The organism is Lactococcus sp. EKM203L, assembly GCF_011800585.1.
In the GTDB taxonomy this organism is placed as follows: Bacteria; Bacillota; Bacilli; order Lactobacillales; family Streptococcaceae; genus Lactococcus; species Lactococcus lactis.
The window spans coordinates 28,534-50,234 of record NZ_JAALEQ010000001.1; the positions used below are offsets into that span (position 1 = coordinate 28,534).

At 35.4% G+C, this 21,701-nt stretch carries 22 protein-coding genes; 18 read left to right on the forward strand and 4 right to left on the reverse strand.

What is annotated here, in order from left to right; genetic code table 11:
• Positions 1 to 105 precede the first annotated feature (105 nt).
• From pepC to ileS, 16 genes are all read left to right on the forward strand, one after another.
• Positions 106 to 1,416 carry an aminopeptidase C gene (gene pepC, locus HFD15_RS00190; protein WP_021722575.1) on the forward strand — a complete coding sequence of 437 codons (1,311 nt, stop codon included), beginning with the start codon at positions 106 to 108 and terminating at the stop codon, positions 1,414 to 1,416.
• An 81-nt stretch (positions 1,417 to 1,497) separates the two neighbouring features.
• Positions 1,498 to 1,902, forward strand: coding sequence for a MerR family transcriptional regulator (locus HFD15_RS00195; RefSeq protein ID WP_023189759.1), 405 nt, complete (start codon positions 1,498 to 1,500; stop codon positions 1,900 to 1,902).
• Between the two features lie 15 nt (positions 1,903 to 1,917).
• Positions 1,918 to 2,796, forward strand: a complete 879-nt coding sequence (locus HFD15_RS00200; RefSeq protein ID WP_021722576.1) for a LysR family transcriptional regulator — start codon at positions 1,918 to 1,920, stop codon at positions 2,794 to 2,796.
• Positions 2,797 to 2,961: 165 nt separating this feature from the next.
• The gene (locus HFD15_RS00205) at positions 2,962 to 4,290 is read left to right on the forward strand and encodes an MFS transporter (RefSeq protein WP_167593475.1); all 1,329 of its coding nucleotides are present in this window, start codon (positions 2,962 to 2,964) and stop codon (positions 4,288 to 4,290) included.
• 11 nt (positions 4,291 to 4,301) lie between these two features.
• Positions 4,302 to 5,147 carry an aldo/keto reductase gene (locus HFD15_RS00210; RefSeq protein WP_167593477.1) on the forward strand — a complete coding sequence of 282 codons (846 nt, stop codon included), beginning with the start codon at positions 4,302 to 4,304 and terminating at the stop codon, positions 5,145 to 5,147.
• 129 nt (positions 5,148 to 5,276) lie between these two features.
• Positions 5,277 to 6,395 carry an FAD-binding oxidoreductase gene (locus HFD15_RS00215; protein ID WP_039116077.1) on the forward strand — a complete coding sequence of 373 codons (1,119 nt, stop codon included), beginning with the start codon at positions 5,277 to 5,279 and terminating at the stop codon, positions 6,393 to 6,395.
• A 145-nt stretch (positions 6,396 to 6,540) separates the two neighbouring features.
• A complete protein-coding gene (gene rlmB, locus HFD15_RS00220; RefSeq protein ID WP_012898430.1) occupies positions 6,541 to 7,269 on the forward strand; it encodes a 23S rRNA (guanosine(2251)-2'-O)-methyltransferase RlmB in 729 nt (242 codons plus the stop codon).
• Positions 7,270 to 7,381: 112 nt separating this feature from the next.
• Positions 7,382 to 8,251 (forward strand): DegV family protein, encoded by an 870-nt coding sequence (locus HFD15_RS00225; RefSeq protein WP_012898429.1) that lies wholly within the window; start codon positions 7,382 to 7,384, stop codon positions 8,249 to 8,251.
• Positions 8,252 to 8,411: 160 nt separating this feature from the next.
• A complete protein-coding gene (ftsA, locus tag HFD15_RS00230; protein WP_003132393.1) occupies positions 8,412 to 9,782 on the forward strand; it encodes a cell division protein FtsA in 1,371 nt (456 codons plus the stop codon).
• A gap of 30 nt (positions 9,783 to 9,812) precedes the next feature.
• Positions 9,813 to 11,066, forward strand: a complete 1,254-nt coding sequence (ftsZ, locus tag HFD15_RS00235) for a cell division protein FtsZ (protein WP_003132392.1) — start codon at positions 9,813 to 9,815, stop codon at positions 11,064 to 11,066.
• 3 nt (positions 11,067 to 11,069) lie between these two features.
• Positions 11,070 to 11,747, forward strand: a complete 678-nt coding sequence (locus HFD15_RS00240) for a YggS family pyridoxal phosphate-dependent enzyme (protein WP_003132391.1) — start codon at positions 11,070 to 11,072, stop codon at positions 11,745 to 11,747.
• 33 nt (positions 11,748 to 11,780) lie between these two features.
• On the forward strand, positions 11,781 to 12,371 hold the full coding sequence (locus HFD15_RS00245) for a cell division protein SepF (RefSeq protein ID WP_003132390.1): 591 nt from the start codon (positions 11,781 to 11,783) through the stop codon (positions 12,369 to 12,371).
• Positions 12,371 to 12,646: a YggT family protein gene (locus tag HFD15_RS00250; protein WP_010906174.1), complete on the forward strand. Its 276-nt coding sequence runs from the start codon at positions 12,371 to 12,373 to the stop codon at positions 12,644 to 12,646. Before HFD15_RS00245 ends, HFD15_RS00250 begins: the two co-directional genes overlap by 1 nt.
• Positions 12,643 to 13,434 (forward strand): RNA-binding protein, encoded by a 792-nt coding sequence (locus HFD15_RS00255; RefSeq protein WP_012898427.1) that lies wholly within the window; start codon positions 12,643 to 12,645, stop codon positions 13,432 to 13,434. The genes HFD15_RS00250 and HFD15_RS00255 overlap by 4 nt, the downstream gene beginning before the upstream one ends.
• Before the next feature lie 56 nt (positions 13,435 to 13,490).
• Positions 13,491 to 14,417 (forward strand): DivIVA domain-containing protein, encoded by a 927-nt coding sequence (locus tag HFD15_RS00260; protein ID WP_058207877.1) that lies wholly within the window; start codon positions 13,491 to 13,493, stop codon positions 14,415 to 14,417.
• 315 nt (positions 14,418 to 14,732) lie between these two features.
• Entirely contained in the window at positions 14,733 to 17,531 is a 2,799-nt protein-coding gene (ileS, locus tag HFD15_RS00265; RefSeq protein ID WP_058207878.1) for an isoleucine--tRNA ligase, read from the forward strand.
• A gap of 57 nt (positions 17,532 to 17,588) precedes the next feature.
• Here ileS and HFD15_RS00270 read toward each other — a convergent pair whose 3' ends face one another.
• Positions 17,589 to 17,705, reverse strand: a complete 117-nt coding sequence (locus HFD15_RS00270) for a DUF4044 domain-containing protein (protein ID WP_014570713.1) — start codon at positions 17,703 to 17,705, stop codon at positions 17,589 to 17,591.
• A gap of 58 nt (positions 17,706 to 17,763) precedes the next feature.
• On the reverse strand, positions 17,764 to 17,946 hold the full coding sequence (locus HFD15_RS00275) for an SPJ_0845 family protein (RefSeq protein WP_003132378.1): 183 nt from the start codon (positions 17,944 to 17,946) through the stop codon (positions 17,764 to 17,766).
• 242 nt (positions 17,947 to 18,188) lie between these two features.
• On the opposite strand from HFD15_RS00275, the gene tuf reads away from it, so the two are divergent.
• Positions 18,189 to 19,376 (forward strand): elongation factor Tu, encoded by a 1,188-nt coding sequence (gene tuf, locus HFD15_RS00280; protein WP_003132374.1) that lies wholly within the window; start codon positions 18,189 to 18,191, stop codon positions 19,374 to 19,376.
• Between the two features lie 93 nt (positions 19,377 to 19,469).
• Here the strand turns inward: tuf and HFD15_RS00285 are convergent, their stop codons facing one another.
• Together HFD15_RS00285 and HFD15_RS00290 are read right to left on the reverse strand one after the other, a co-directional pair.
• Positions 19,470 to 19,814, reverse strand: a complete 345-nt coding sequence (locus tag HFD15_RS00285; RefSeq protein ID WP_012898424.1) for a DUF1831 domain-containing protein — start codon at positions 19,812 to 19,814, stop codon at positions 19,470 to 19,472.
• A 23-nt stretch (positions 19,815 to 19,837) separates the two neighbouring features.
• Positions 19,838 to 20,965, reverse strand: coding sequence for a cysteine desulfurase family protein (locus HFD15_RS00290; RefSeq protein WP_029344390.1), 1,128 nt, complete (start codon positions 20,963 to 20,965; stop codon positions 19,838 to 19,840).
• Positions 20,966 to 21,205: 240 nt separating this feature from the next.
• Between HFD15_RS00290 and HFD15_RS00295 the strand changes: the two genes are divergently transcribed.
• Positions 21,206 to 21,637 (forward strand): universal stress protein, encoded by a 432-nt coding sequence (locus tag HFD15_RS00295; protein WP_058207879.1) that lies wholly within the window; start codon positions 21,206 to 21,208, stop codon positions 21,635 to 21,637.
• Positions 21,638 to 21,701 lie beyond the last annotated feature (64 nt).

The following is a 21,701-nucleotide window of genomic DNA, read 5'->3' on the forward strand; positions in this document are numbered from 1 at the left end:
TATAATAGAAGAATGTAAAAAATAATAGAATATCATTATTCAAAATTGATAATGATTATTTTTATCGAAACTTTTGTCAGAAGTTTCGATTTATTGGGAGGTATTATGACAGTAACATCAGATTTCACACAAAAACTCTACGAAAATTTTGCAGAAAATACAAAATTGCGTGCGGTGGAAAATGCCGTGACTAAAAATGGTTTGCTTTCATCACTCGAAGTCCGTGGTTCACATGCAGCAAATTTGCCTGAGTTTTCAATTGACTTGACAAAAGACCCTGTAACGAATCAAAAACAATCTGGTCGTTGCTGGATGTTTGCTGCTTTGAACACTTTCCGTCATAAATTTATCAATGAATTTAAAACAGAAGATTTTGAGTTTTCACAAGCTTACACTTTCTTCTGGGATAAATATGAAAAATCAAACTGGTTCATGGAACAAATTATTGGTGATATTGAAATGGACGATCGTCGTTTGAAATTCCTTTTACAAACACCACAACAAGATGGTGGTCAATGGGATATGATGGTTGCAATTTTTGAAAAATATGGAATTGTTCCCAAAGCTGTTTATCCTGAATCACAAGCTTCAAGTAGCTCACGTGAATTGAATCAATACTTGAATAAACTACTCCGTCAAGATGCTGAAATTTTGCGTTATACAATTGAGCAAGGTGGAGATGTTAAAGCAGTTAAAGAAGAACTTTTACAAGAAGTCTTTAATTTCCTTGCGGTAACTTTAGGTTTGCCACCACAAAATTTTGAATTTGCTTTCCGTAATAAAGATAATGAATACAAAAAATTCGTTGGTAGTCCAAAAGAATTTTACAATGAATATGTTGGAATTGATTTGAATAATTATGTGTCAGTAATCAATGCTCCAACTGCTGACAAACCTTATAATAAGAGCTACACAGTTGAGTTTCTTGGAAATGTTGTCGGTGGTAAAGAAGTGAAACATTTGAATGTTGAAATGGACCGCTTTAAAAAATTGGCCATTGCCCAAATGCAAGCTGGTGAAACAGTTTGGTTTGGTTGTGACGTGGGCCAAGAATCAAATCGTTCAGCCGGACTTTTGACAATGGATTCTTATGATTTCAAATCTTCATTGGATATTGAATTTACTCAAAGCAAAGCAGGACGTCTTGACTATGGTGAGTCGTTGATGACGCATGCCATGGTTTTAGCGGGTGTTGATTTAGATGCTGACGGAAATTCAACTAAATGGAAAGTTGAAAATTCATGGGGTAAAGATGCGGGTCAAAAAGGATATTTTGTTGCCTCTGATGAATGGATGGATGAATATACTTATCAAATTGTTGTCCGTAAAGACCTTTTAACTGAAGAAGAATTGGCTGCTTACGAAGAGAAACCTCAAGTACTTCTACCATGGGACCCAATGGGTGCTTTAGCTTAATTTGCAAACAAAGAACATTTAACTTTAGGTTAAATGTTTTTTTATTGACTTAAAGTTCACTTCAAGTGTTAAAATAAAAGAATGAATATAAAAAAAGCTGCTGAATTATCAGGGATAAAAACAGATAATATAAGGTATTATGAAAGAATTGGGCTGATTCCTAAAATTACACGGACAGAATCTGGAATAAGAAATTTTACAGAAGCTAATATTAGAACTTTGAAATTTGTCAAACACATGCGAGATGCAGGTGTGCAAGTTGAACCTTTGACCCGTTATATGGCATTAGTGAATGAGGGAAATCCCGGAACGAAAGAAGAAAGAATTGAAATTTTGAAGAACCAGGTTGAACAATTGAGAACAGAAATTATTGAAAAGCAATCTGCCTTGGATTATTTGACATTCAAAATTGAAAATTATGATGAAGTGATGTTGCCAAATGAAATTAATTTGAACCAAAGTTCAAAAGAAACAATCAAGATTTAAATAGGAAAAGAATAAATGGAACTTCGATTATTAAAATATTTTTGGACAGTTGCAACTGCTGGAACAGTATCCAAAGCTGCTGAACAGTTATATATTACGCAGCCAACATTATCTAGACAAATTAAAGAACTTGAACGCGAACTAGATACACAACTTTTTATGCGTGATGGGAAAAAACTGATCTTAACTGAAGATGGACAATTTCTTAAAATTAAGGCCGAGGAAATTTTACAGCTGACCAGTAAAACAGTACAAGTTTTTGAAGACCGAAAAAATGCAGAATTATCTGGCCATCTGACGATCGGTGCTTTAGAAGGCTGGACAACTTCCAGTATCGCTAAAACGCTCCAAAGACTGACAAATAAATATCCGTCAATTACTTTTACAATTTTGTCAGGAAATGCTGATGATATCAAATGGAAGATTGACAACGGACTAGTTGATGTTGGTTTTTTGTTAGAGCCAACATCAACTGAAAAATATAATGTTGAAAAAATTGGCTTTCCTGAACGTTGGATGATGCTCACTCAATCCGATTCAGAACTTGCAGAATTAGATGAAGTAAGTCCAGAAATATTTAAAAAGCAAAGAATATTAATTTCAGAACGACCAGAAGTTCGTCAATTTATAGCCGATTGGGCAGGCTGCCAAGTGAGTGATTTAGAAATTATTGGCGGCTTTAATCTCGGTTTTCATCTTTTTGAAATTGCTCGTGCAGGAATTGGCGAAGCAGTTGTTACAGAAGGGGCGCTTATTCGAGATTACCCTGATTTAAAAGCTATTCCATTGAGTCCGGAAGTGAAAACTTTAAGTGTGCTTGCTTGGAAAAAAAATATTCCACTGACTCCTCTTACAAGAGCATTTATTAAGCAATATCTTCAAGATAATGAATAAAAAGTTACTGACAGAAATTAGAGCATATTTGTAAAGACTTAAGTCTCAACAGCTATTCTCAGAAAGCTCTGTCAATAACTTTTTTGTCAGTATTATGCTCGCAAAGCATAATAATAACTAAAATAAGCATTTCTAATCAGTGAATTTTTATTTTAAAATAAATCTATGAAAAATAAAAAAACATTTGGTCTTATCCTTTTTATTATTTTGTTTTCCTATTTCCTTATTTTAATGGATAACTCAATAATATTTACAAGTAGCTTAAAAATTTCTCAAGATTTAAAAATGAATGAATCAACTTTATCTTGGGTTTCTAATGCTTATACGATTACGTTTGGTGGTTTTCTTTTATTAGCAGGACGCCTGGGTGATTTATTAGGGCGAAAAATAATTTTCCTTCTTGGACTTTTCATTTTTGGATTTTCTAGTTTAGTTGTCGGTTTGTCAACTTCTTCAGAAATGATGATTATTGCCAGAGCAGTTCAAGGGATTGGTTCGGCTATTCTTGCTCCAACAAGTTTAGCTTTATTAATGGATACATATAAAGGGGATTTAAGAGTTAGAGCTATCTCATATTATGGAGCAACTGCGGGAATTGGCTCAAGTTTTGGACTTATTCTAGGCGGCTGGCTCACTTCGGCTCTTTCATGGCGTGTTGGCTTTTTATTAAATGTTCCTTTTAGTTTATTATTAATTAATCTAACTCTTGTTAATGTTCATCAAAGCGATATCAAAGCTAGCAAAATTGACTTTTTGGGAAGTTTTCTGTCAGTCCTTATCTCAGTCCTATTTGTTTTCGGAATTACGGTAAGTAATTTGTTCATCATTATCCTCTCATTCATTTTAATTATCTTATTTATACTTTGGGAAAAAATGTTAACTTATGCATTAATTCCTTTAGAATTATTTAAAAATAAAGTACGGACGGGTTCGTATGTTGCACGCTTTGCCTTTATGATGGCAATGTTGACTTACTGGTTTATTCTGCCGCAGATTATGCAAAAAATGTATCATTTTTCACCATTGCAATCCGGACTTGCTTTTCTTCCTTTAACAATCGTAAATTTTATCGCGGCTCTTTTTCTTCATAGATTAACTAGAGCATTAGGAAATAGTAAAGTAATGATCCTAGGACAAGTGATTTTACTGACAGGAATGATTTTGTCATTAGTTTCGCAACCAGAATGGGGATATTTCTATGCGATGATTTTTCAAATGATGATTATTGGATTAGGGCAAGGTTGGCTTCTTGCTCCGCTGACGGCAGCGGGAGTAGAAGAGGTCAGTCCAGAATTATCAGGAGCTGCATCAGGTTTGACAAATATGATGCATCAACTTGGAGGACCTGTTGGTTTATCTATTGTTGTGTTATTTAGCTCAAATATTGTTGACTTAAGTGCTTATTATCATTTGGTCATGGGATTCATCACCGCTTTTCTATCAGTAGGCCTTCTTGTCTTAATTTTTACTAGACCAGACAATAATAAAAAATAAAAGGAGAAAAAATGCAAACAAAATTAACATTAAATGATGGCAATGTCATTCCCAAATTCGGTTTGGGACTTTATCAGCTTCCAGAAGGAACAGAAACGCAAAATATTGTAAAAACTGCCTTGGAATTAGGTTATCGTCATCTGGATACGGCACACGCTTATCAAAATGAAACTTCTGTCGGTCAAGCAATTCAAGACTCAGAAATTTCAAATTCTGAAATCTGGATTACAAGCAAGCTTTGGCCTTCTGATTATGAGCAAGCGCCAGAAGCAATTGAGCGAATGCTAAAACGCCTAAAAGTTGAACAAATTGATTTACTCTTATTGCATCAACAGGTTGGAAATTATCGAAAAGCATGGATTGCTTTAGAAAATGCTGTAAAAGAGGGACAGGTGAAATCAATTGGAATTTCAAATTTTGATGGAGAAAGATTAGTTGATTTATTTAATTTTGCTGATATCAAACCGAGTGTCATTCAAGTAGAAACTCATCCTTATCATCAACAAGTAGAATTACAGGAATTTTTGAAACCTTATGGTACAAAAATTGAAAGTTGGTATCCTCTGGGACATGGCGATAAAAACTTACTTGAAGAAAAAATATTTAAAAAAATGGCTAAAAAATATAATAAAACAGTCGCACAAATCATTTTGCGTTGGCATATTCAAGAGGGAATTATTGTTTTTCCACGCTCAACGCTAAAAGAACATTTAGCAGAAAATATAAATATTTTTGATTTTGAATTATCCTGCTCCGAAATAAAAGAAATTCGTAAATTAAATAAAAAACAACCTTATTTTACGATGACCTATGAGGAGCAAGAAAAAAACTTTTTGTCATGGAAACTAGAAGACTAAAGCACAGTTTCTCATGCTTTTATGCAAAAGTGATATACTTTAGAGAGTTAGAACTTTTAAAACAAAAAATAAAATCAAGCCTAGATAGTCTTGATTTTTTCTATATTTCATTGAAAAAAGGAGAATGTGATGAAAAAAATTGCAATTATTGGTGGCGGAATAATCGGTATGACCTTAGCCAATTATTTAGATACTGATAAATTTGATATTAGTCTTTTTGATGATGAAAAAAATCAGGCAACTAAAGCAAGTGCTGGGATTATTTCTCCTTGGCTTTCTAAAAGAAGAAATAAAAAATGGTATCAATTGGCAAAAGATGGTGCAGCTTTTTTTGAAAAAATGAAAAATGATTTTGAGTTAACTGAAGATGTTTATGAAAAATGTGGCACTCTTTTTTTGCGACAAAAATTAGACTTAATTGAGTTAGAAAAGTTGGCAATTGAAAGAAAAAAAGAAGCTCCCGAGATGGGTGAGATTAAGAGACTCTCGGAGGAAGAAACTGTTGCTTTATTTCCATTATTAAAACCAAGAGAAAGTTTGTATCTTTCAGGAGGTGCAAGATTAGATGGAAAAGCTTACTTATCGTCATTAAAAAAGCGAGCTCAAAAAAGAGGGGTCAAATTTTATTCAGAGCGGGCAACAATTGCTCGAGCGTTAGATAAATGGCAAGTCATTCATGAAGGTGTGACGGAAGTGGTAGATGATTTAGTTTTATGCCCGGGGCCAGCTTTAAAAGAACTTTTGGAATCAATTGGCACACAAGTGGATGTCAAGCCACAAAAAGGACAATTAATTTCATTTCAAACGGATTTTGAAACAAAAAATTGGCCAGTTTTATTTTTAGAAGGGGCTGCAGATATCATTCCTTTTCAAAATGGTCAAGTTCTTTTGGGAGCAACCCATGAAAATGAAGAGGGTTGGGATTTGTCAGAGAGTCAGGAAGCTTTTGAAAGCTTGACAGAGGGGGTCAAATCTTACTTATCAGATACAAAACTAATTGACTTTCCATATCATTATCGTGTGGGAACACGTGCTTATTCTTCAGATTTTTCGCCTTTTTTTGGTCCGCACCCTGACTTTTCTTCATTAGCTTTTGCCAGCGCTTTGGGGTCATCTGGATTAACTACTGGTCCTTATATCGCCTATTTACTTGCCCAATATTTTAATCATCCAGAAATTTCTTGGGATAGTTCAAATTATCAAAAAGACATAAAAAATTATATTAATATAGAAAAAACGAGCAATTAAAAGGCTTATTATCACACTAAAAAATTATGTAAATCATCAGAAGAGGAACTTTTGGTGTTTTACATAATTTTTTTGTCAGATACATAATGAGCCAGAGTAACGAATTGAGTCAGGTTTTTTTGTCTAAAAATGATATAATGATTTCATGGAAAATACAGATTTGATTTACGGACTACATGCGGTCACGGAAGCTTTAAATGGAGACCTTGTCAACAAACTTTACGTTCAAGAAGATTTACGTGGTAAAAATGTTGAAAAAATAAAAGAATTAGCACGACTTAAAAAAGTTAATATTTCATGGACACCCAAAACAGAATTAAATAAATTAACAGAAAACGGTGTTCACCAAGGCTTTATGGCAAGAGTGTCCGAATTTGCTTATGCAGATTTAGAAAAGATTCTCCCAGCATTAGCCGAGAAATCTGATGCCACAATTTTAATTTTAGATGAGTTAACAGATCCTCATAATTTAGGGTCAATTGCTCGGACAGCTGATGCTACAGGAGTCGATGCAATTATTATTCCTAAACACCGAGCCGTTGGAATTACTCCAACGGCTGTCAAAGCTTCAACGGGTGCTTTACAACACGTCCCTATTGTCCGTGTTACTAATCTTTCTCAGACCTTGGATAAACTTAAAGCTGCTAATTTCTGGGTTTTTGGAACGGACATGGACGGCACAGTTTACAGTAAGTGGAATACCAAAGGTAAAGTTGCCTTGATTATCGGAAATGAAGGACATGGAATTGGTCAAAATCTCAAAAAACAAGTTGATGAAATGATTACAATTCCAATGACAGGACACGTTCAAAGTTTAAATGCATCAGTAGCAGCAAGCATTTTGATGTACGAAATTTTTAGAAATCGACTATAAAAAATACTGATGAAAGCTTTAGCGCTTGGAATCATTAAAGCCCAAACGTGTGACTAATCTGTCAGTAAATTCAAGATATTATCAGCAAGTTGAAACAGCGGAAAGGATTATTATGACTTTTCAAATCATGACAGACTCAACAGCAGACCTGAGTCCGTATTATATTAAAAAACATCATCTTACAGTTTTGGGAATGACTGTAACTGTTGGAGAAGAAACTTATGAAACAATAGGTGAAGCCGCATTAGATAATTCCACGCTTCTTGCAGCAATAAAAAAAGGAGCTACTGTCCACACGTCCCAAATTAATTCAGGACAATTTTTAGAAGTTTTTAAAAAATTTGCATCTGCAGATGAAGAACTCCTTTACCTTGCTTTTTCGTCAGGACTTTCTGGGACGTATCAATCAGCTCTGATTGCTCAAGATATGGTTTTAGAAGAATTCCCATCTGCAAAAATCACTGTTGTTGATACACTGGCAGCAGCTTCTGGAGAAGGTTTCCTTGTTGAAGAAACTGTAAAGTTGCGTGACTCTGGAAAAACACTGACAGAAACGCTTGAAGTTTTGTCAGATATTATTCCACGTTTACAAAGTCACTTCATGGTTGACGACTTAAACCATTTGGCAAGAGGTGGAAGAATTCCTAAAGCTGTTGCTCTCGTTGGAACAATGGCAAATATCAAACCTCTTCTTGATGTTGACCCTGAGGGAAGACTTCGGCAAGTGACCAAAGTTCGAGGAAAGAAAAAAGCAATTAATCAACTCCTTGAAAAGAGTCTTGAAGAGATGGATACAGCCTATCCCCGCCTACTTATCTCTTATTCTGGAACAGATGAAATAGCACAAGAAATTAAAAAACAAGCTATGCAAAAAAAAGGGATTAGTGATGTCGATGTTCGTCCACTTAGTCCAACAATTGTAACTCATACAGGTGACGGGACAATCGCAATTTTTTCAATAAGTAAAAAAAGTAGAGAATAATTCAATAAAAAACGAAAAAAATCACAGCTAAACTCTTGTTTTACTGTGATTTTATGTTAAAATAATTAATGAGTGTAATTGTATACAAAATTATCTTTACACTTACCTAATTTATTAAAAAAATATGAATCGTGATGTGTGAGGGAAAGGAGTCGCTTTTATGGCCAAAAGTGGACTTTATACAGGCGTAGATATCGGGACAAACACAATAAAGGTGCTTGTTGCTGAATACGTCTCAGGTGAAATGAATATAATCGGTGTCGGAAATGCAAAATCCGATGGCCTTAAAAATGGAATTATTGTAGATATTGAGAAGGTGGCACAAGCATTGCGTAAAGCTGTAAATGCTGCCGAAGAACGCGCAGGAATCACGATTGATAGAATTAACGTGAGCATCCCAGCGAATTCCCTCGAAATGGAACCTTGCCAAGGAATGGTTCCTATTGTCAGTGATACTAAAGAAATCACGGATAACGATGTTATTCAAGTTGTTCAAAATGCTTTGATGCGTGGGATTGTTCCTGAAAGAGAAATTATTGCTGTTGAAACGAAAGAGTTTACAGTTGATGGATTTACAGGTATTTCAGACCCTCGTGGAATGTTTGGTGTACGTCTTGAGATTCGTGGGGTTGTTTACACTGGACCTAAAACTCTTGTTCATAATGTTCGCAAAGTTGTTGAACGCGCAGGACTGCTCGTTGACAATATTGTAATTGCTCCTTTAGCAATGGCACAATACGTGCTTACAGAAGGTGAGCGTGAGTTTGGAACAATCATGGTTGATTTGGGTGCTGGACAAACAACAGTTAGCATCGTTAAAGAACAATCATTAAGATTTACACATACTAGCCCCGAAGGTGGCGATTATGTAACTAAAGATATTTCAACAGTTCTTAACACTTCTGTTTCTGCAGCGGAAGATTTGAAAGTCAACTATGGTGAAGCAAGTACAGAACGTGCTAGCCAAGATGAGTACTTCCTTGTTGATGTTGTAGGTAAAGAAGAGCCAGAACAAATTACAGAATATTATCTTTCACAAATTATTGAAGCACGTATGACTCAAGTTTTTAATCGTGTACGTCAAGATTTGGAACACGGACATACTTCAGAAACTCCTGGAGGTTTGATTTTGGTCGGTGGAACGGCTGCAATGCCTGGTGTTGTTGATTTAGCAACAAAAATCTTAGGAATAAATGCTCGTCTTTTTGTTCCAGGCGAAATGGGGTTACGTAATCCAGCATTTGCTCAAGTGATTAGTGTTGTTAATTACATTGGAAATCGTAGTGATATTGATATTTTAGTATCTCAAGCATTTTCTGGTGATTATGCTTATACGACGACAGAAGAAACTTATGTTGCTCCTGTTCCAACAATTACACCACAAGCAACAACAGTTGCTGACGTAGAAAATGATTTCTACGTTGAACCTCAGGCACGTCCAGTAGTAGCTCAAAAAGCTTCTGAGCCTGAAGAAGAAAAAGAAGGTCTCGTTGACCGTGCCAAAAATTTCTTTGGCAATCTCTTTGATTAATCTGAAAGTAAAAAACGGAGAAATAAAAACATGGAATTTTCATTTGATACAGACTTAACTTCTGGTGCTGTAATTAAAGTTATCGGTGTTGGTGGCGGTGGTGGTAATGCCATCAACCGCATGATTGAAGAAGGTGTTTCTGGCGTTGAATTTATCGCCGCTAATACTGACGTACAAGCATTGCGTAGCTCAAAAGCAGATACAGTTATTCAACTTGGGCCAAAATTGACTCGCGGTTTGGGTGCTGGTGCGCAACCTGAAGTTGGTAAACGCGCAGCTGAAGAATCAGCTGAAACAGTATCACAAGCCCTTGAAGGCTCAGATATGATTTTCATCACTGCCGGTATGGGTGGTGGAACTGGTACAGGTGCTGCACCAGTTATCGCACAAATTGCTAAAGAACTTGGCGCTTTGACTGTGGGTGTTGTTACTCGTCCATTTGGTTTTGAAGGATCAAAACGTTCATACTTTGCAACTGAAGGAATTGAAGCTCTTCGTGCAAATGTTGATACACTTCTCATTATTTCAAACAATAACTTGCTTGAAATTGTTGATAAGAAAACTCCTTTAACTGAAGCTTTGCGTGAAGCTGATAATGTTTTACGTCAAGGTGTTCAAGGGGTAACTGACTTGATTACTAACCCAGGAATGATTAACCTTGACTTTGCCGATGTTAAAACAGTAATGGAAAACAAAGGTGATGCCCTTATGGGTATCGGTGTTGCGACTGGTGAAGAACGCGTGATTGAAGCAACTCGTAAAGCAATTTACTCACCACTTCTTGAAACTACAATCGAAGGCGCAGAAAATGTTCTTTTGAATGTTACTGGTGGTATGGATATGAGTTTGATTGAAGCACAAGATGCTTCAGAAATTGTTATCCAAGCAGCTGGTAATGATGTTAATATTATGTTGGGTACAGCGATTGACCCTAACCTTAAAGACGAAATCCGTGTAACAGTTGTTGCAACTGGTGTTGCTAAGGAAGATGCTGACGAAGCTTTGGGTTTGCAACCTGAACCACGTCGTCAACCTAACTTGACTCACAATTCTAATATGCAACATGCTCAAACAAGCCGTCCAATGCAAAGTCAACAACAAACGCAAGCGGCTCCGCAAGGGCAAAATCAATCTTCTGCATTTGGAGATTGGGATATTCGTCGTGAAACTTCAACACGTCAAAACGTAAGTAACACACGTGATACTTCTTCAGTAACAAGTTTCGGCGGAGTTCCAACAACAGATGAAGACCTTGACACACCACCATTCTTCCGTAAAAACTAACCAATGACGATTAAAGAGAATGTTAAAAGAATACTGAGTAATGTAGATGCGGCAAAGGCTGCGTCTTCTTATTCTAATCAGTCAGTTTCAGTCGTCGCTGTGACCAAATCTGTTGATGCTAATCTTGCACGTGAAGTTTTTGAAAATGGAGTTTCACATTTAGCGGAAAATCGAACAGAACTTTTTTTGGAAAAATACGAAGCTCTTAAGGATTTAGAAATTACTTGGCATTTGATTGGTAATTTACAAAGACGTAAGGTTAAACAAGTTATTAATTATGTTGATTATTTCCACGCTTTAGATTCTCTGAAATTAGCTCAGGAAATAAATAAACGTGCTGAACACACCATTAAATGTTTTATTGAACTTAACATTTCTGGCGAGGAAAGTAAACATGGATTTTCTGTCAATGAACTTATGGAAATATTACCTGAGTTTTCTGAATTGGAAAATATTGAGATTGTTGGTTTGATGACAATGGCTCCGTTTGATGCGACTGAAAGTGAATGTAATGACATTTTTGGACGAATGAAAAAATTACAAGTTGAAATATCCGAAATGAATCTTTCCAGAATTCCTTGTACTGAATTAAGTATGGGAATGAGCAGAGATTATGAGATTGCCATTAAAAATGGTGCAACTTTTGTTCGAATCGGTACAGAATTTTTTAAAAATCTATAAGTCTTAAGATTAACGTAAACAACGGAGGAAAATATGGCATTTAAAGATTGGATGAATAATCTACGTGATTATTTTGTAGAGGATGATGAAGAGTTCAATGAACCTGCACGTCCTGTGCAAGAATCTAGGCCAACGGTGGCATCTACGCCAAAACCAAAGGTTGAGGAACGCAAAGCACAGCCGGAATATCAGACTCGTCGTCCTGCACAATCAACTTCAAAAGCACAAACACAAACAGCAGCGCCAAAACGCGCTGGTTCAACATTCACAAAACCTATGCCTGAAAAAATCGTACAACAACAAACCGTTTCACAATCTCAATCAGTGGCTGCAACGGTTTCTACTATTGCAATTAAAGAACCACGTGCCTATGCAGACATCATGGAATCAGCACGCATCGTGAAAAACGGTGAATGTGTCCTTGTCAATTTTAAATTTATGGGTGACGCCCAAGCGCGTCGTTCAATTGACTTCATGACTGGGGTGGTCTTTACTCTTGATGGTGATATTCAAAATGTTGGTGGTCAAATTTTCTTGATGACTCCAGCAAATATCACAGTCGATGCAGCGAAAGAAATGTCTATCTTAGCTGGTCAAAATTTTGAAAGTTACGATATTTACTAATGCTTATTACACTTACAATAATAAATTGGCTTTTACGCTTACTTGATGTTTATTCAATTATTCTAGTTATTTACGCCTTAATGAGTTGGATACCAACTCTTTATGGAACTTGGTTTGGACGTATAATTGTTAAAGTTTCTCGTCCCTACTTAAGTTTATTTGAAAATTTACCTCTACAATTTTGGGGATTAGATTTTTCAATCGTTATTGCTTTTATTGTTTTGAAATTTATTCAAAGATTTATTGTTATTGTATTTAACGGAGTATTCTATTGATTACTGAAAATGTCTATCAACACTTTCAAGAAAAGGAACGGCATTTTATTGATCGTTGTTTAGAATGGATAAATCGAGTAGAAGAATCTTATTCGGTGATAAGTACATTTTTTCTTAATCCCCGAGAAGTGGATATTTTAAAAACTCTGGCAAATAAGAGAAATGTTCAAATTTTTTCTAGTGAGGAACTAGCAAGAACGGAATTAGTCAAAATAATTTTGGCGCCAGATTTTTATGTTCTTGACAGAGAAGATTTTGATATTTCCTTACTTGAAATTAATTATGCTTCAAAATTTGTAGAACTTTCACATGCCCAAGTCCTTGGAACTTTTTTGGGACAGGCTGGTGTTAAACGGCAAGAATTGGGTGATATTATTGTTAGTGACAATAAAATTCAAGTTTTTGTCAGTAAACATCTTGTTGAGAGTTTTAAAGCAATAGAAAAAATTGGGCGAGCAGCGGTCAAAATTCAAGAAATTTCTTTGGAAAACTTAGTTGAAGAAACAGATAAAGCTGTCAGAGAAGTTGTTCTTGTGGATAACTTAAGAGTTGATAAAATGATTGCAGTCGCTTTCAAAATTTCTCGCAATATTGCTACAAATATGTTAGAATCAAAGAAGGTTAAGGTTAATTACCTAGAAATTGATAAAAAAGATTTCTCTGTTGGTCTTGATGATTTGATTAGCGTTCGAGGTTTTGGGCGTATCAAAATATTAAGGATTTTAGATTTTACTAAAAAAGGAAAACAGAGAGTTGAAATAGAACTTATAAGAAATCGAAAAAAATAGATTCTAAGATGAAAATCAGATTTATAAGATTTTCTAAGGATAAAGAGGAGTGATTGATGACATTAAATAGTTTAGATGTTCAAAACAAAACTTTTAATCCACAATTTCGCGGCTTCAGTAAACATGAAGTTGATGAATTTTTGGATATCGTTGTTCGAGATTATGATGAATTCGCTCAAACAATTAAAGATCAAGAACGTGAATTAAAGGCGTTACGCGAACGCGTGAAATATTTTGATGACATGAAAGATTCACTGAACAAGTCAATTGTTGTTGCTCAAGATGCTGCTGATAATCTCCGTGAACAAGCCAAAAGTGAAGCTGATACGCTTAGAATTAATTCTGAAAAAGAATCTGCTGATATTATTGCAAATGCAGGACAAAAGAGTTCTTTAATTATTGAAGCGGCTAAAAAAGAAGCTGGATTTATTTTGAATGCTGCTTCTGATGATGCGCGTAAATTAGTACGTGATACTGATGATTTGAAACGTAAAATGCGTCTCTATCACCAACGAATGACTTCAATTATTGAAAATCAACTTGCGTCTATTCAATCGGATGACTGGGCTGAAATCTTTAGACCTACTCAAGATTATGCAATCAATCCTGAAGAAAAATTGCAATCAATCATTGAAGAACATTTGGAAAATGCTGAATCTACTTTGGCAAAAACCCAAGCAATTAAACCTTTAACAGATGAAGATATTACACAAGCAAATGAAACATCTGATGAAACAGAAACAATTGTTTCAGAGGAAATTGTTGTTGAAACCGAAGTACCTGACGAAGTAAAAGAAGAAGTAGAAATTACTGACGAAGCTAATACTACTGATGATTCTAACGAAGAGTCAGAAGTTGAAGCTCCAAAAGCAGATGATTCAGAAATTTTCCCAGAATTAGATTCAAAAGCACCAGCTGAAACAGCTGAGGTTGTTGAAAAAGATAATCAAGAAACAATTGATTTAAGCGAATTAAAAAATTAATAATCAGACCAAGATAAGAAAAAATATAATTCAAGCAAGCGAGTGATGATGGAAGACTCGTATTCCCTATTTTTCTTATTATCAGCTGATTGGACTTCTAAAGTTACTGACAGAATTTATTTTCTCAAAGAATTTTTAGAAAAATCTTGGACTGAACTAAAAGTAAGTTCAAGCGTCTTGCACGTTACGCAAAAGAGTTTCTGTCAGTAAATTTTACTGACAGAAAAAATGAAGGTGGTACCACGGTTTTTCGTCCTTTGCGAAAAATCGTTTTTTTTTATTCAATAAAAACAAAATCGAAAGAAAGAAGAAAATATGAAAATCAAAGATACTTTGAATTTGGGGAAAACAGCTTTCCCAATGCGTGCAGGCTTGCCAAATAAAGAACCAAACTGGCAAAAAGACTGGGCAGATGCGACACTTTATGAGAAACGTCAAGAATTAAATGAAGGAAAACCCTCATTTATGCTTCATGACGGGCCTCCTTATGCGAACGGAAATATTCACCTCGGACACTCTTTGAACAAAATTTCAAAAGATATTATTGTTCGTTATAAATCAATGGCAGGATTTCGTGCTCCTTATGTTCCAGGTTGGGATACTCATGGTTTGCCAATTGAGCAACAACTTGCTAAAGCAGGCATGAAGCGTAAAGAAATGGATTTGCTTGATTATCTTGAGGAATGTCGTAAATACGCGATGAAACAAGTAGATATGCAACGTTCAGATTTCAAATCCCTTGGTGTTCTTGCTGATTGGGACCATCCATATTTGACACTATTGCCAGAATATGAGGCAGCTCAAATTCGCGTTTTTGGTAAAATGGCTGAAAAAGGATATATCTATAAAGGACAAAAACCAATTTATTGGTCACCTTCATCAGAAAGTTCACTGGCTGAAGCTGAAATCGAATATCAAGATGTTCGTTCAGCATCAATTTTTGTGGCATTTAAAGCTAAAGATACTAAAGGTAAATTACCAGAAGATGTAGAATTTGTAATCTGGACAACAACACCATGGACAATTCCATCAAATTTGGGAATCTTTGCTCATCCTGACTATGATTATTCAGTTGTAGCAGTTAATGGTCGTAAATTTGTGATTGCCTCAGAAATGCTTGAAGCTGTTGCTGAAAAATTAGAATGGGAAAATCCAGAAGTCCTTCAAACGATTAAAGGTTCTGAATTAGAATATATGGTTGCAAAACATCCATTCTATGACCGTGAAACTTTAATCATGAATGCAGATTATGTTACTCTTGATTCTGGGACTGGCCTTGTCCACGTTGCCCCAGGACATGGTGAAGATGACTACTTTGCAAGTCGTAAGTATAAATTGCCTGTTCTTTCACCAATTGATAACCGTGGTTATTATACTGATGAAGCTCCTGGACTTGAAGGACTTTTCTACGATGAAGGAAATAAAGTTGTCAGTAAATGGCTAGAAGAAAAAGATGCTTTATTGAAACTCGAATTCTTCACTCACTCATATCCACATGACTGGCGTACTAAAAAACCAGTAATTTTCCGTGCAACACCACAATGGTTTGCTTCAATCGATGACTTCCGTCAAAATATTTTAGATGAAGTTGAAAGAGTAGATTGGGTAATTCCATGGGGTAAAACTCGTTTATTCAATATGGTTCGTGACCGTGGCGATTGGGTCATCTCACGTCAACGTGCTTGGGGAGTTCCGTTACCAATTTTCTATGGTGAAAATGGAGAACCAATTATCACACCAGAAACAACTGAACATGTAGCCAAACTTTTTGCTGAATTTGGTTCAAAAGTTTGGTTTGAACGTGAAGCAAAAGACCTTTTACCAGAAGGATTCACTCATCCAGCTTCACCAAATGGTGAATTTACAAAAGAAAAAGATATCATGGACGTTTGGTTTGACTCAGGTTCTTCTTGGAATGGTGTCCTTAACGAACGTGACTACCTTAGCTTCCCTGCAGACCTTTACCTTGAAGGTTCAGACCAATACCGTGGTTGGTTTAATTCATCAATTACAACCTCAGTTGCGGTAAATGGCGTTGCACCATATAAAGCAGTTCTTTCACAAGGATTTGTTTTAGACGGTAAAGGACGTAAGATGTCTAAATCAATTGGAAATACAATCGTGCCAAAAGATGTCACTAAGAAATTTGGTGCTGACATTCTCCGCCTTTGGGTGGCATCAATTGATACTGAATCAGATGTTCGTGTGTCAATGGATATTCTCAGTCAAGTTTCTGAAGTTTACCGTAAAATCCGGAATACATTGCGTTTCTTAATCGCTAATACATCTGATTTTAATCCAAAAGAAGATGCAATTGATTTTGCAGAACTTCGTCCAGTAGACAAATATATGCTTGTGAAATTTAATGAACTTGTAAAACAAATTCGTACAGCTTATGATAACTATAGCTTTATGACTGTTTACAAATCAATCATTAATTTCATCACAAATGATTTGTCATCTTTCTATCTTGATTTTGCTAAAGATGTTGTTTATATTGAAGCAGCAAATTCACCAGAACGCCGCTCAATGCAAACAGTTATGTATGTTATTTTGAAAGATTTAGTGAAAATTCTTGTACCAATTTTGCCACACACAGCAGAAGAAACATGGACTTACTTGGAACATGAACCAGAAAATTTTGCTTATCTTGCAGAAATGCCAGAAGCAGCAGAAATTCCTGGAAGTGAAGAATTGTTAGGAAACTGGCAAGAATTTCTTGATTTCCGTGATAAGATTTTGAAAGCTTTGGAAAGTGCTCGTGAAGCAAAATTGATTGGTAAATCATTGGAAGCAACAGTAACTATTTATCCAAATGAAGTTGTGCGTACTTTATTGACGGCAATTGATGAAAATGTTGCTCAACTTTTGATTGTATCAAACTTTGTAGTTGCCAACGAACCAGTAAATAATGCCCCAGAGTCTGCAATGAAATTTGATGATCTTGCAGTTCTTGTTGAACATGCGGCTGGAGAAGTTTGTGATCGTTGCCGTAGAACAGATGAAACAGTTGGACACAATGCTAATGAACATCTCAAAATGCTTTGTGAACATTGTGCACATATCGTTGAAACAGAATTCCCTGAAATCCTTGAAGAAGGTTTTGAAGATTAATAAATAAAAAAAGTTACTGACAAAACTGTCAGTAACTTTTTATTTTAAAATTAATAATTACAATACCGCAAGCATTGATGCAAGTACGCTGAAAAGCGTAAGAACAACCATGATAATCACAACGACCATGGTTACTTTTTGGAAAGTACTTTTTTGTGGTTTTTTATATGCCATAAGTTCCTCAATAAAAATATTTTTAACTAATTGTAACAAGAAAAAGAAGACTTTTCAATTAGTTTGGGTCTTTCTCCTTATTATTTTCTTTTGGAGTCAAAAATTTAGCAAATGGATCTTCCTTTTTTTCAGGAGAAGGAACGCTTTTTTTATCATCATCAGTCACTAAATCAACAGTTGAGACGCCTAAATCGTCCATCATTTTATCAAAATCATCACGTTTTCTAAAAGTTAAGCCCATTGTGGTCTCCTTGAAATAAAATATTTTACAGTGCTCAAAAAGAGAAGAGCAATACTAGAACTATTTTACTACTTCATAGATAAAAAAGCTAGATATATGAAAAAACTTCTTGAAAAAATGCGATTAAAAGCTGATAAGACTTGCATTTCAAAACTATTTTAAGTATAATGATAAAGAACGGTAGTTTGCTTTATGCAGACTACCTATAATAAAACAAATTCCCCAAAGGAGACATTTTTAAAATGGCTAAAGAAGTATACGACCGTAGCAAACCACACGTTAATATTGGTACTATCGGACACGTTGACCATGGTAAAACTACCCTCTCAGCTGCAATCTCTAAAGTATTGTCTGACAAAGGTTACTCTAAAGCGACTGACTTCGCATCTATCGATGCTGCTCCAGAAGAACGCGAACGTGGTATCACAATCAACACTGCTCACATCGAGTACGAAACTGAAAAACGTCACTATGCCCACATTGACGCTCCAGGTCACGCGGACTACGTTAAAAATATGATCACTGGTGCTGCCCAAATGGACGGTGCAATCCTCGTTGTTGCTGCAACTGATGGACCAATGCCACAAACTCGTGAACACATCTTGCTTTCACGTCAAGTTGGTGTTAAATACCTTATCGTCTTCCTTAACAAGGCTGACCTTGTTGATGATGAAGAATTGATGGAACTCGTTGAAATGGAAGTTCGTGACCTCTTGAGCGAATACGACTTCCCAGGTGACGATATTCCTGTAATCGCTGGTTCAGCACTTGGTGCTTTGAACGGTGAACCACAATGGGTTGCTAAAGTTGAAGAATTGATGGACATCGTTGATGAATACATCCCAACTCCAGAACGCGACACTGACAAACCACTCCTTCTTCCAGTCGAAGACGTATTCTCTATCACTGGTCGTGGTACAGTTGCTTCAGGACGTATCGAACGTGGTACTGTTAAAGTTGGTGACGAAGTTGAAATCGTTGGTATCAAAGAAGAAACTAAAAAAGCTGTTGTTACTGGTATCGAAATGTTCCGTAAAACACTTACTGAAGGTCTTGCTGGTGATAACGTCGGTGCACTTCTCCGTGGTATCCAACGTGACGAAATCGAACGTGGTCAAGTTATTGCTAAACCAGGTTCAATCACTCCACACAAACTTTTCGAAGGTGAAGTTTACGTATTGAGCAAAGAAGAAGGCGGACGTCACACTCCATTCTTCGACAACTACCGTCCTCAATTCTACTTCCACACAACTGACGTTACTGGTTCAGTTAAACTTCCAGAAGGAACTGAAATGGTAATGCCTGGTGACAACGTGCATATCGACGTTGAATTGATCCACCCAGTTGCGATCGAACAAGGTACTACTTTCTCTATCCGTGAAGGTGGACGTACTGTTGGTTCAGGTATCGTTGCTGAAATCAAAGCTTAATTATAAATCTAAGCAAATTGGAGCTGTCATTTATGACAGTTCTTTTTTTTAAAAAATTTTTCTTAAAATAAAAACTCCCAAAAGGGGAGTTTTTTAAATTTCTGATTTTGTAAATACACCGCGGTCAACAAGTGCATCCATTTGGAAGTAAAATTTATTTTGAATCATTTCACTCGCATTTTTAAAAATATCAACATTTCGTAAACCGGATTTGTCAGTAATTGAAAGTTTAAAACCACTTAAATCTGGATTAACAATAATTTTTAATAAAAATCCTTCGTTTGAATTTGGAACTTCTTCAAGAAGTCTTTTAAATTCAAAATTACCAATTTTAGTTTGAATAAAAGTTGTATCTTTTAAAGTGAATTTTTTAACAGTAGGCGCAAGTTGATAAACATATTTGCTACCTTCCAAATGTTTTTCGGTGATAAATGCCATTGTGAGTCTCCTAAATAAATTGTTTATTTTTTTAAAATAGAACTAAGTTTTTCAACGAAGAGATTAACTTCATCAATTGTATTCATTTCTGAAAAAGAAATACGTATGTTTTCTTTTAGTTTTTCAGAATTTTTCCCGTAAACAGCTTCAAGAACATGGGAAGGTTCAATTGTACCGGCTGTACAAGCAGAACCAGTTGAGATTGCGAAACCAGCTAAATCAAGTTTGGTCAAGAGTAAATCATGATTTTCATTCGGAAAAGCAAGATTTAGAACATGAGGCATACTTGGACCAAAATTATTTTTATAAAATGAAATCTTTTGTTCTTCTAGTTTAGTTAGTAAAGTTTCATTAAGTTTTTCAACTGCTTGATAATTTGATTCAATATTTTCAAGGGCAAGTTCTAAGGCTTTAGCTAAACCAACAAGAGAATGGAGATTTTCTGTACCAGCCCGTCTTTTTTCTTCTTGTTCTCCTCCATGAATCAAAGCATCAAAATGTAGCTTTTCGTTATAGTACAAGAAGCCGACCCCTTTTGGTCCATGAAATTTGTGCGCTGATGCTGAGAGGAAATCAGCCGAAACATCCAGAGGATGCACTGAAATTTTTCCCATTACTTGAGTAGCATCAACATGAAAAACTGCTTGATGTTGCTTCAAGAGCTCTCCGACTTCCTTTACTGGAAGAAGTTGGCCTGTTTCATTATTAGCCCACATCATGCTGACTAAAATTGTATCAGGACGCAAGTTTTCTTCTATAAGTGAAGCTGGGAATGTTCCGTCCGCTTTTGGTTTTACAAAGCTAACATCAAATCCATAACGGTCATGAAGATATTGAACAGTATTTAGAACAGAAGGATGTTCAATAGCTGTTGTGATGATATGATTTCCTTTATCTTTATTAGCCAGTGCATAACCAATTAAGGCTTGGTTATTTGCTTCGCTAGCACCAGAAGTAAAAATGATATTGCGACTTGGAACTTCTAGAGCATTTGCCACAGTTTCACGGGCTTTACGAACAATCTGACTTGAAGCACGTCCGAGACTGTGAATGCTAGAGGGGTTTCCAAAATTAGCGGATAAACTTTCTGAGATTGCGGTGATAACATCAGGAAGTAGAGGTGTTGTAGCAGCGTTATCTAAATATATAATTTGATTTTCCTACCTTTCATAGTAATTGCTGGATATTTTATAAGGAAATGATTTAATTCCATCAGGATTAAAAGTCCCCTTACCTGTAAGCTCTATTTTACCATTTTTTTATTCTTTTTATATGAAAAGCAATGAGATTATTCTTTAAATATCTTATAATCTTATTCAGATCAATTAATGTGATTTATTGATGGTATATTTCTAATAATAATTATATAATATTCTTAGGGAGGTTTTATTATGGTTGAAGAATATAAAAATATCTTAGTTGCAGTAGATGGTTCAGAACAAGCTTATGATGCCCTTCGTGAAGCGGTTGACACAGCAAAATTAAATCATTCACATCTGAAAATATTGTATGTTTTAAATGATAAGTTAGCAAATATTCCAGTACATTTAGACACAATGACCTTGTATAAAAGTGTACAAGAGCATTCTGATTATGTTGTAGAGCAAGTTCAAGAATATCTTAAAGGCACAGAAGTTGATTTTGAGATTGTACGTTTAACTGGCAGCCCTAAAAGAGAAATTATTAATTATGCAAACGAAAATAATATCGATTTAGTTGTAATTGGGTCAACTGGTCTTGATGCGATTGATCGTTTTATCATTGGTTCAACAACACAGTATATTGTTAACCATGCCTCTTGCAACGTAATTGTTATTAAATAAAGAAAAGAAAAAGTCGTCAATTGAGATGACTTTTATTTTATAAATTAATATATCAAAAATAAAA

What these genes read in the sequence shown, in the direction of transcription:
- HFD15_RS00245 (WP_003132390.1), top strand. Translation starts at nt 11,781, where the DNA reads ATGGCATTTAAAGATTGGATGAATAATCTACGTGATTATTTTGTAGAG.
- HFD15_RS00295 (WP_058207879.1), top strand. Translation starts at nt 21,206, where the DNA reads ATGGTTGAAGAATATAAAAATATCTTAGTTGCAGTAGATGGTTCAGAA.
- HFD15_RS00195 (WP_023189759.1), top strand. Translation starts at nt 1,498, where the DNA reads ATGAATATAAAAAAAGCTGCTGAATTATCAGGGATAAAAACAGATAAT.
- HFD15_RS00225 (WP_012898429.1), top strand. Translation starts at nt 7,382, where the DNA reads ATGACTTTTCAAATCATGACAGACTCAACAGCAGACCTGAGTCCGTAT.
- HFD15_RS00285 (WP_012898424.1), bottom strand. Translation starts at nt 19,814, where the DNA reads ATGGCATTTATCACCGAAAAACATTTGGAAGGTAGCAAATATGTTTAT.
- ftsA (WP_003132393.1), top strand. Translation starts at nt 8,412, where the DNA reads ATGGCCAAAAGTGGACTTTATACAGGCGTAGATATCGGGACAAACACA.
- tuf (WP_003132374.1), top strand. Translation starts at nt 18,189, where the DNA reads ATGGCTAAAGAAGTATACGACCGTAGCAAACCACACGTTAATATTGGT.
- HFD15_RS00250 (WP_010906174.1), top strand. Translation starts at nt 12,371, where the DNA reads ATGCTTATTACACTTACAATAATAAATTGGCTTTTACGCTTACTTGAT.
- ftsZ (WP_003132392.1), top strand. Translation starts at nt 9,813, where the DNA reads ATGGAATTTTCATTTGATACAGACTTAACTTCTGGTGCTGTAATTAAA.
- rlmB (WP_012898430.1), top strand. Translation starts at nt 6,541, where the DNA reads ATGGAAAATACAGATTTGATTTACGGACTACATGCGGTCACGGAAGCT.
- ileS (WP_058207878.1), top strand. Translation starts at nt 14,733, where the DNA reads ATGAAAATCAAAGATACTTTGAATTTGGGGAAAACAGCTTTCCCAATG.
- HFD15_RS00275 (WP_003132378.1), bottom strand. Translation starts at nt 17,946, where the DNA reads ATGGGCTTAACTTTTAGAAAACGTGATGATTTTGATAAAATGATGGAC.
- HFD15_RS00200 (WP_021722576.1), top strand. Translation starts at nt 1,918, where the DNA reads ATGGAACTTCGATTATTAAAATATTTTTGGACAGTTGCAACTGCTGGA.
- HFD15_RS00215 (WP_039116077.1), top strand. Translation starts at nt 5,277, where the DNA reads ATGAAAAAAATTGCAATTATTGGTGGCGGAATAATCGGTATGACCTTA.
- HFD15_RS00240 (WP_003132391.1), top strand. Translation starts at nt 11,070, where the DNA reads ATGACGATTAAAGAGAATGTTAAAAGAATACTGAGTAATGTAGATGCG.
- HFD15_RS00270 (WP_014570713.1), bottom strand. Translation starts at nt 17,705, where the DNA reads ATGGCATATAAAAAACCACAAAAAAGTACTTTCCAAAAAGTAACCATG.
- HFD15_RS00210 (WP_167593477.1), top strand. Translation starts at nt 4,302, where the DNA reads ATGCAAACAAAATTAACATTAAATGATGGCAATGTCATTCCCAAATTC.
- pepC (WP_021722575.1), top strand. Translation starts at nt 106, where the DNA reads ATGACAGTAACATCAGATTTCACACAAAAACTCTACGAAAATTTTGCA.
- HFD15_RS00205 (WP_167593475.1), top strand. Translation starts at nt 2,962, where the DNA reads ATGAAAAATAAAAAAACATTTGGTCTTATCCTTTTTATTATTTTGTTT.
- HFD15_RS00260 (WP_058207877.1), top strand. Translation starts at nt 13,491, where the DNA reads ATGACATTAAATAGTTTAGATGTTCAAAACAAAACTTTTAATCCACAA.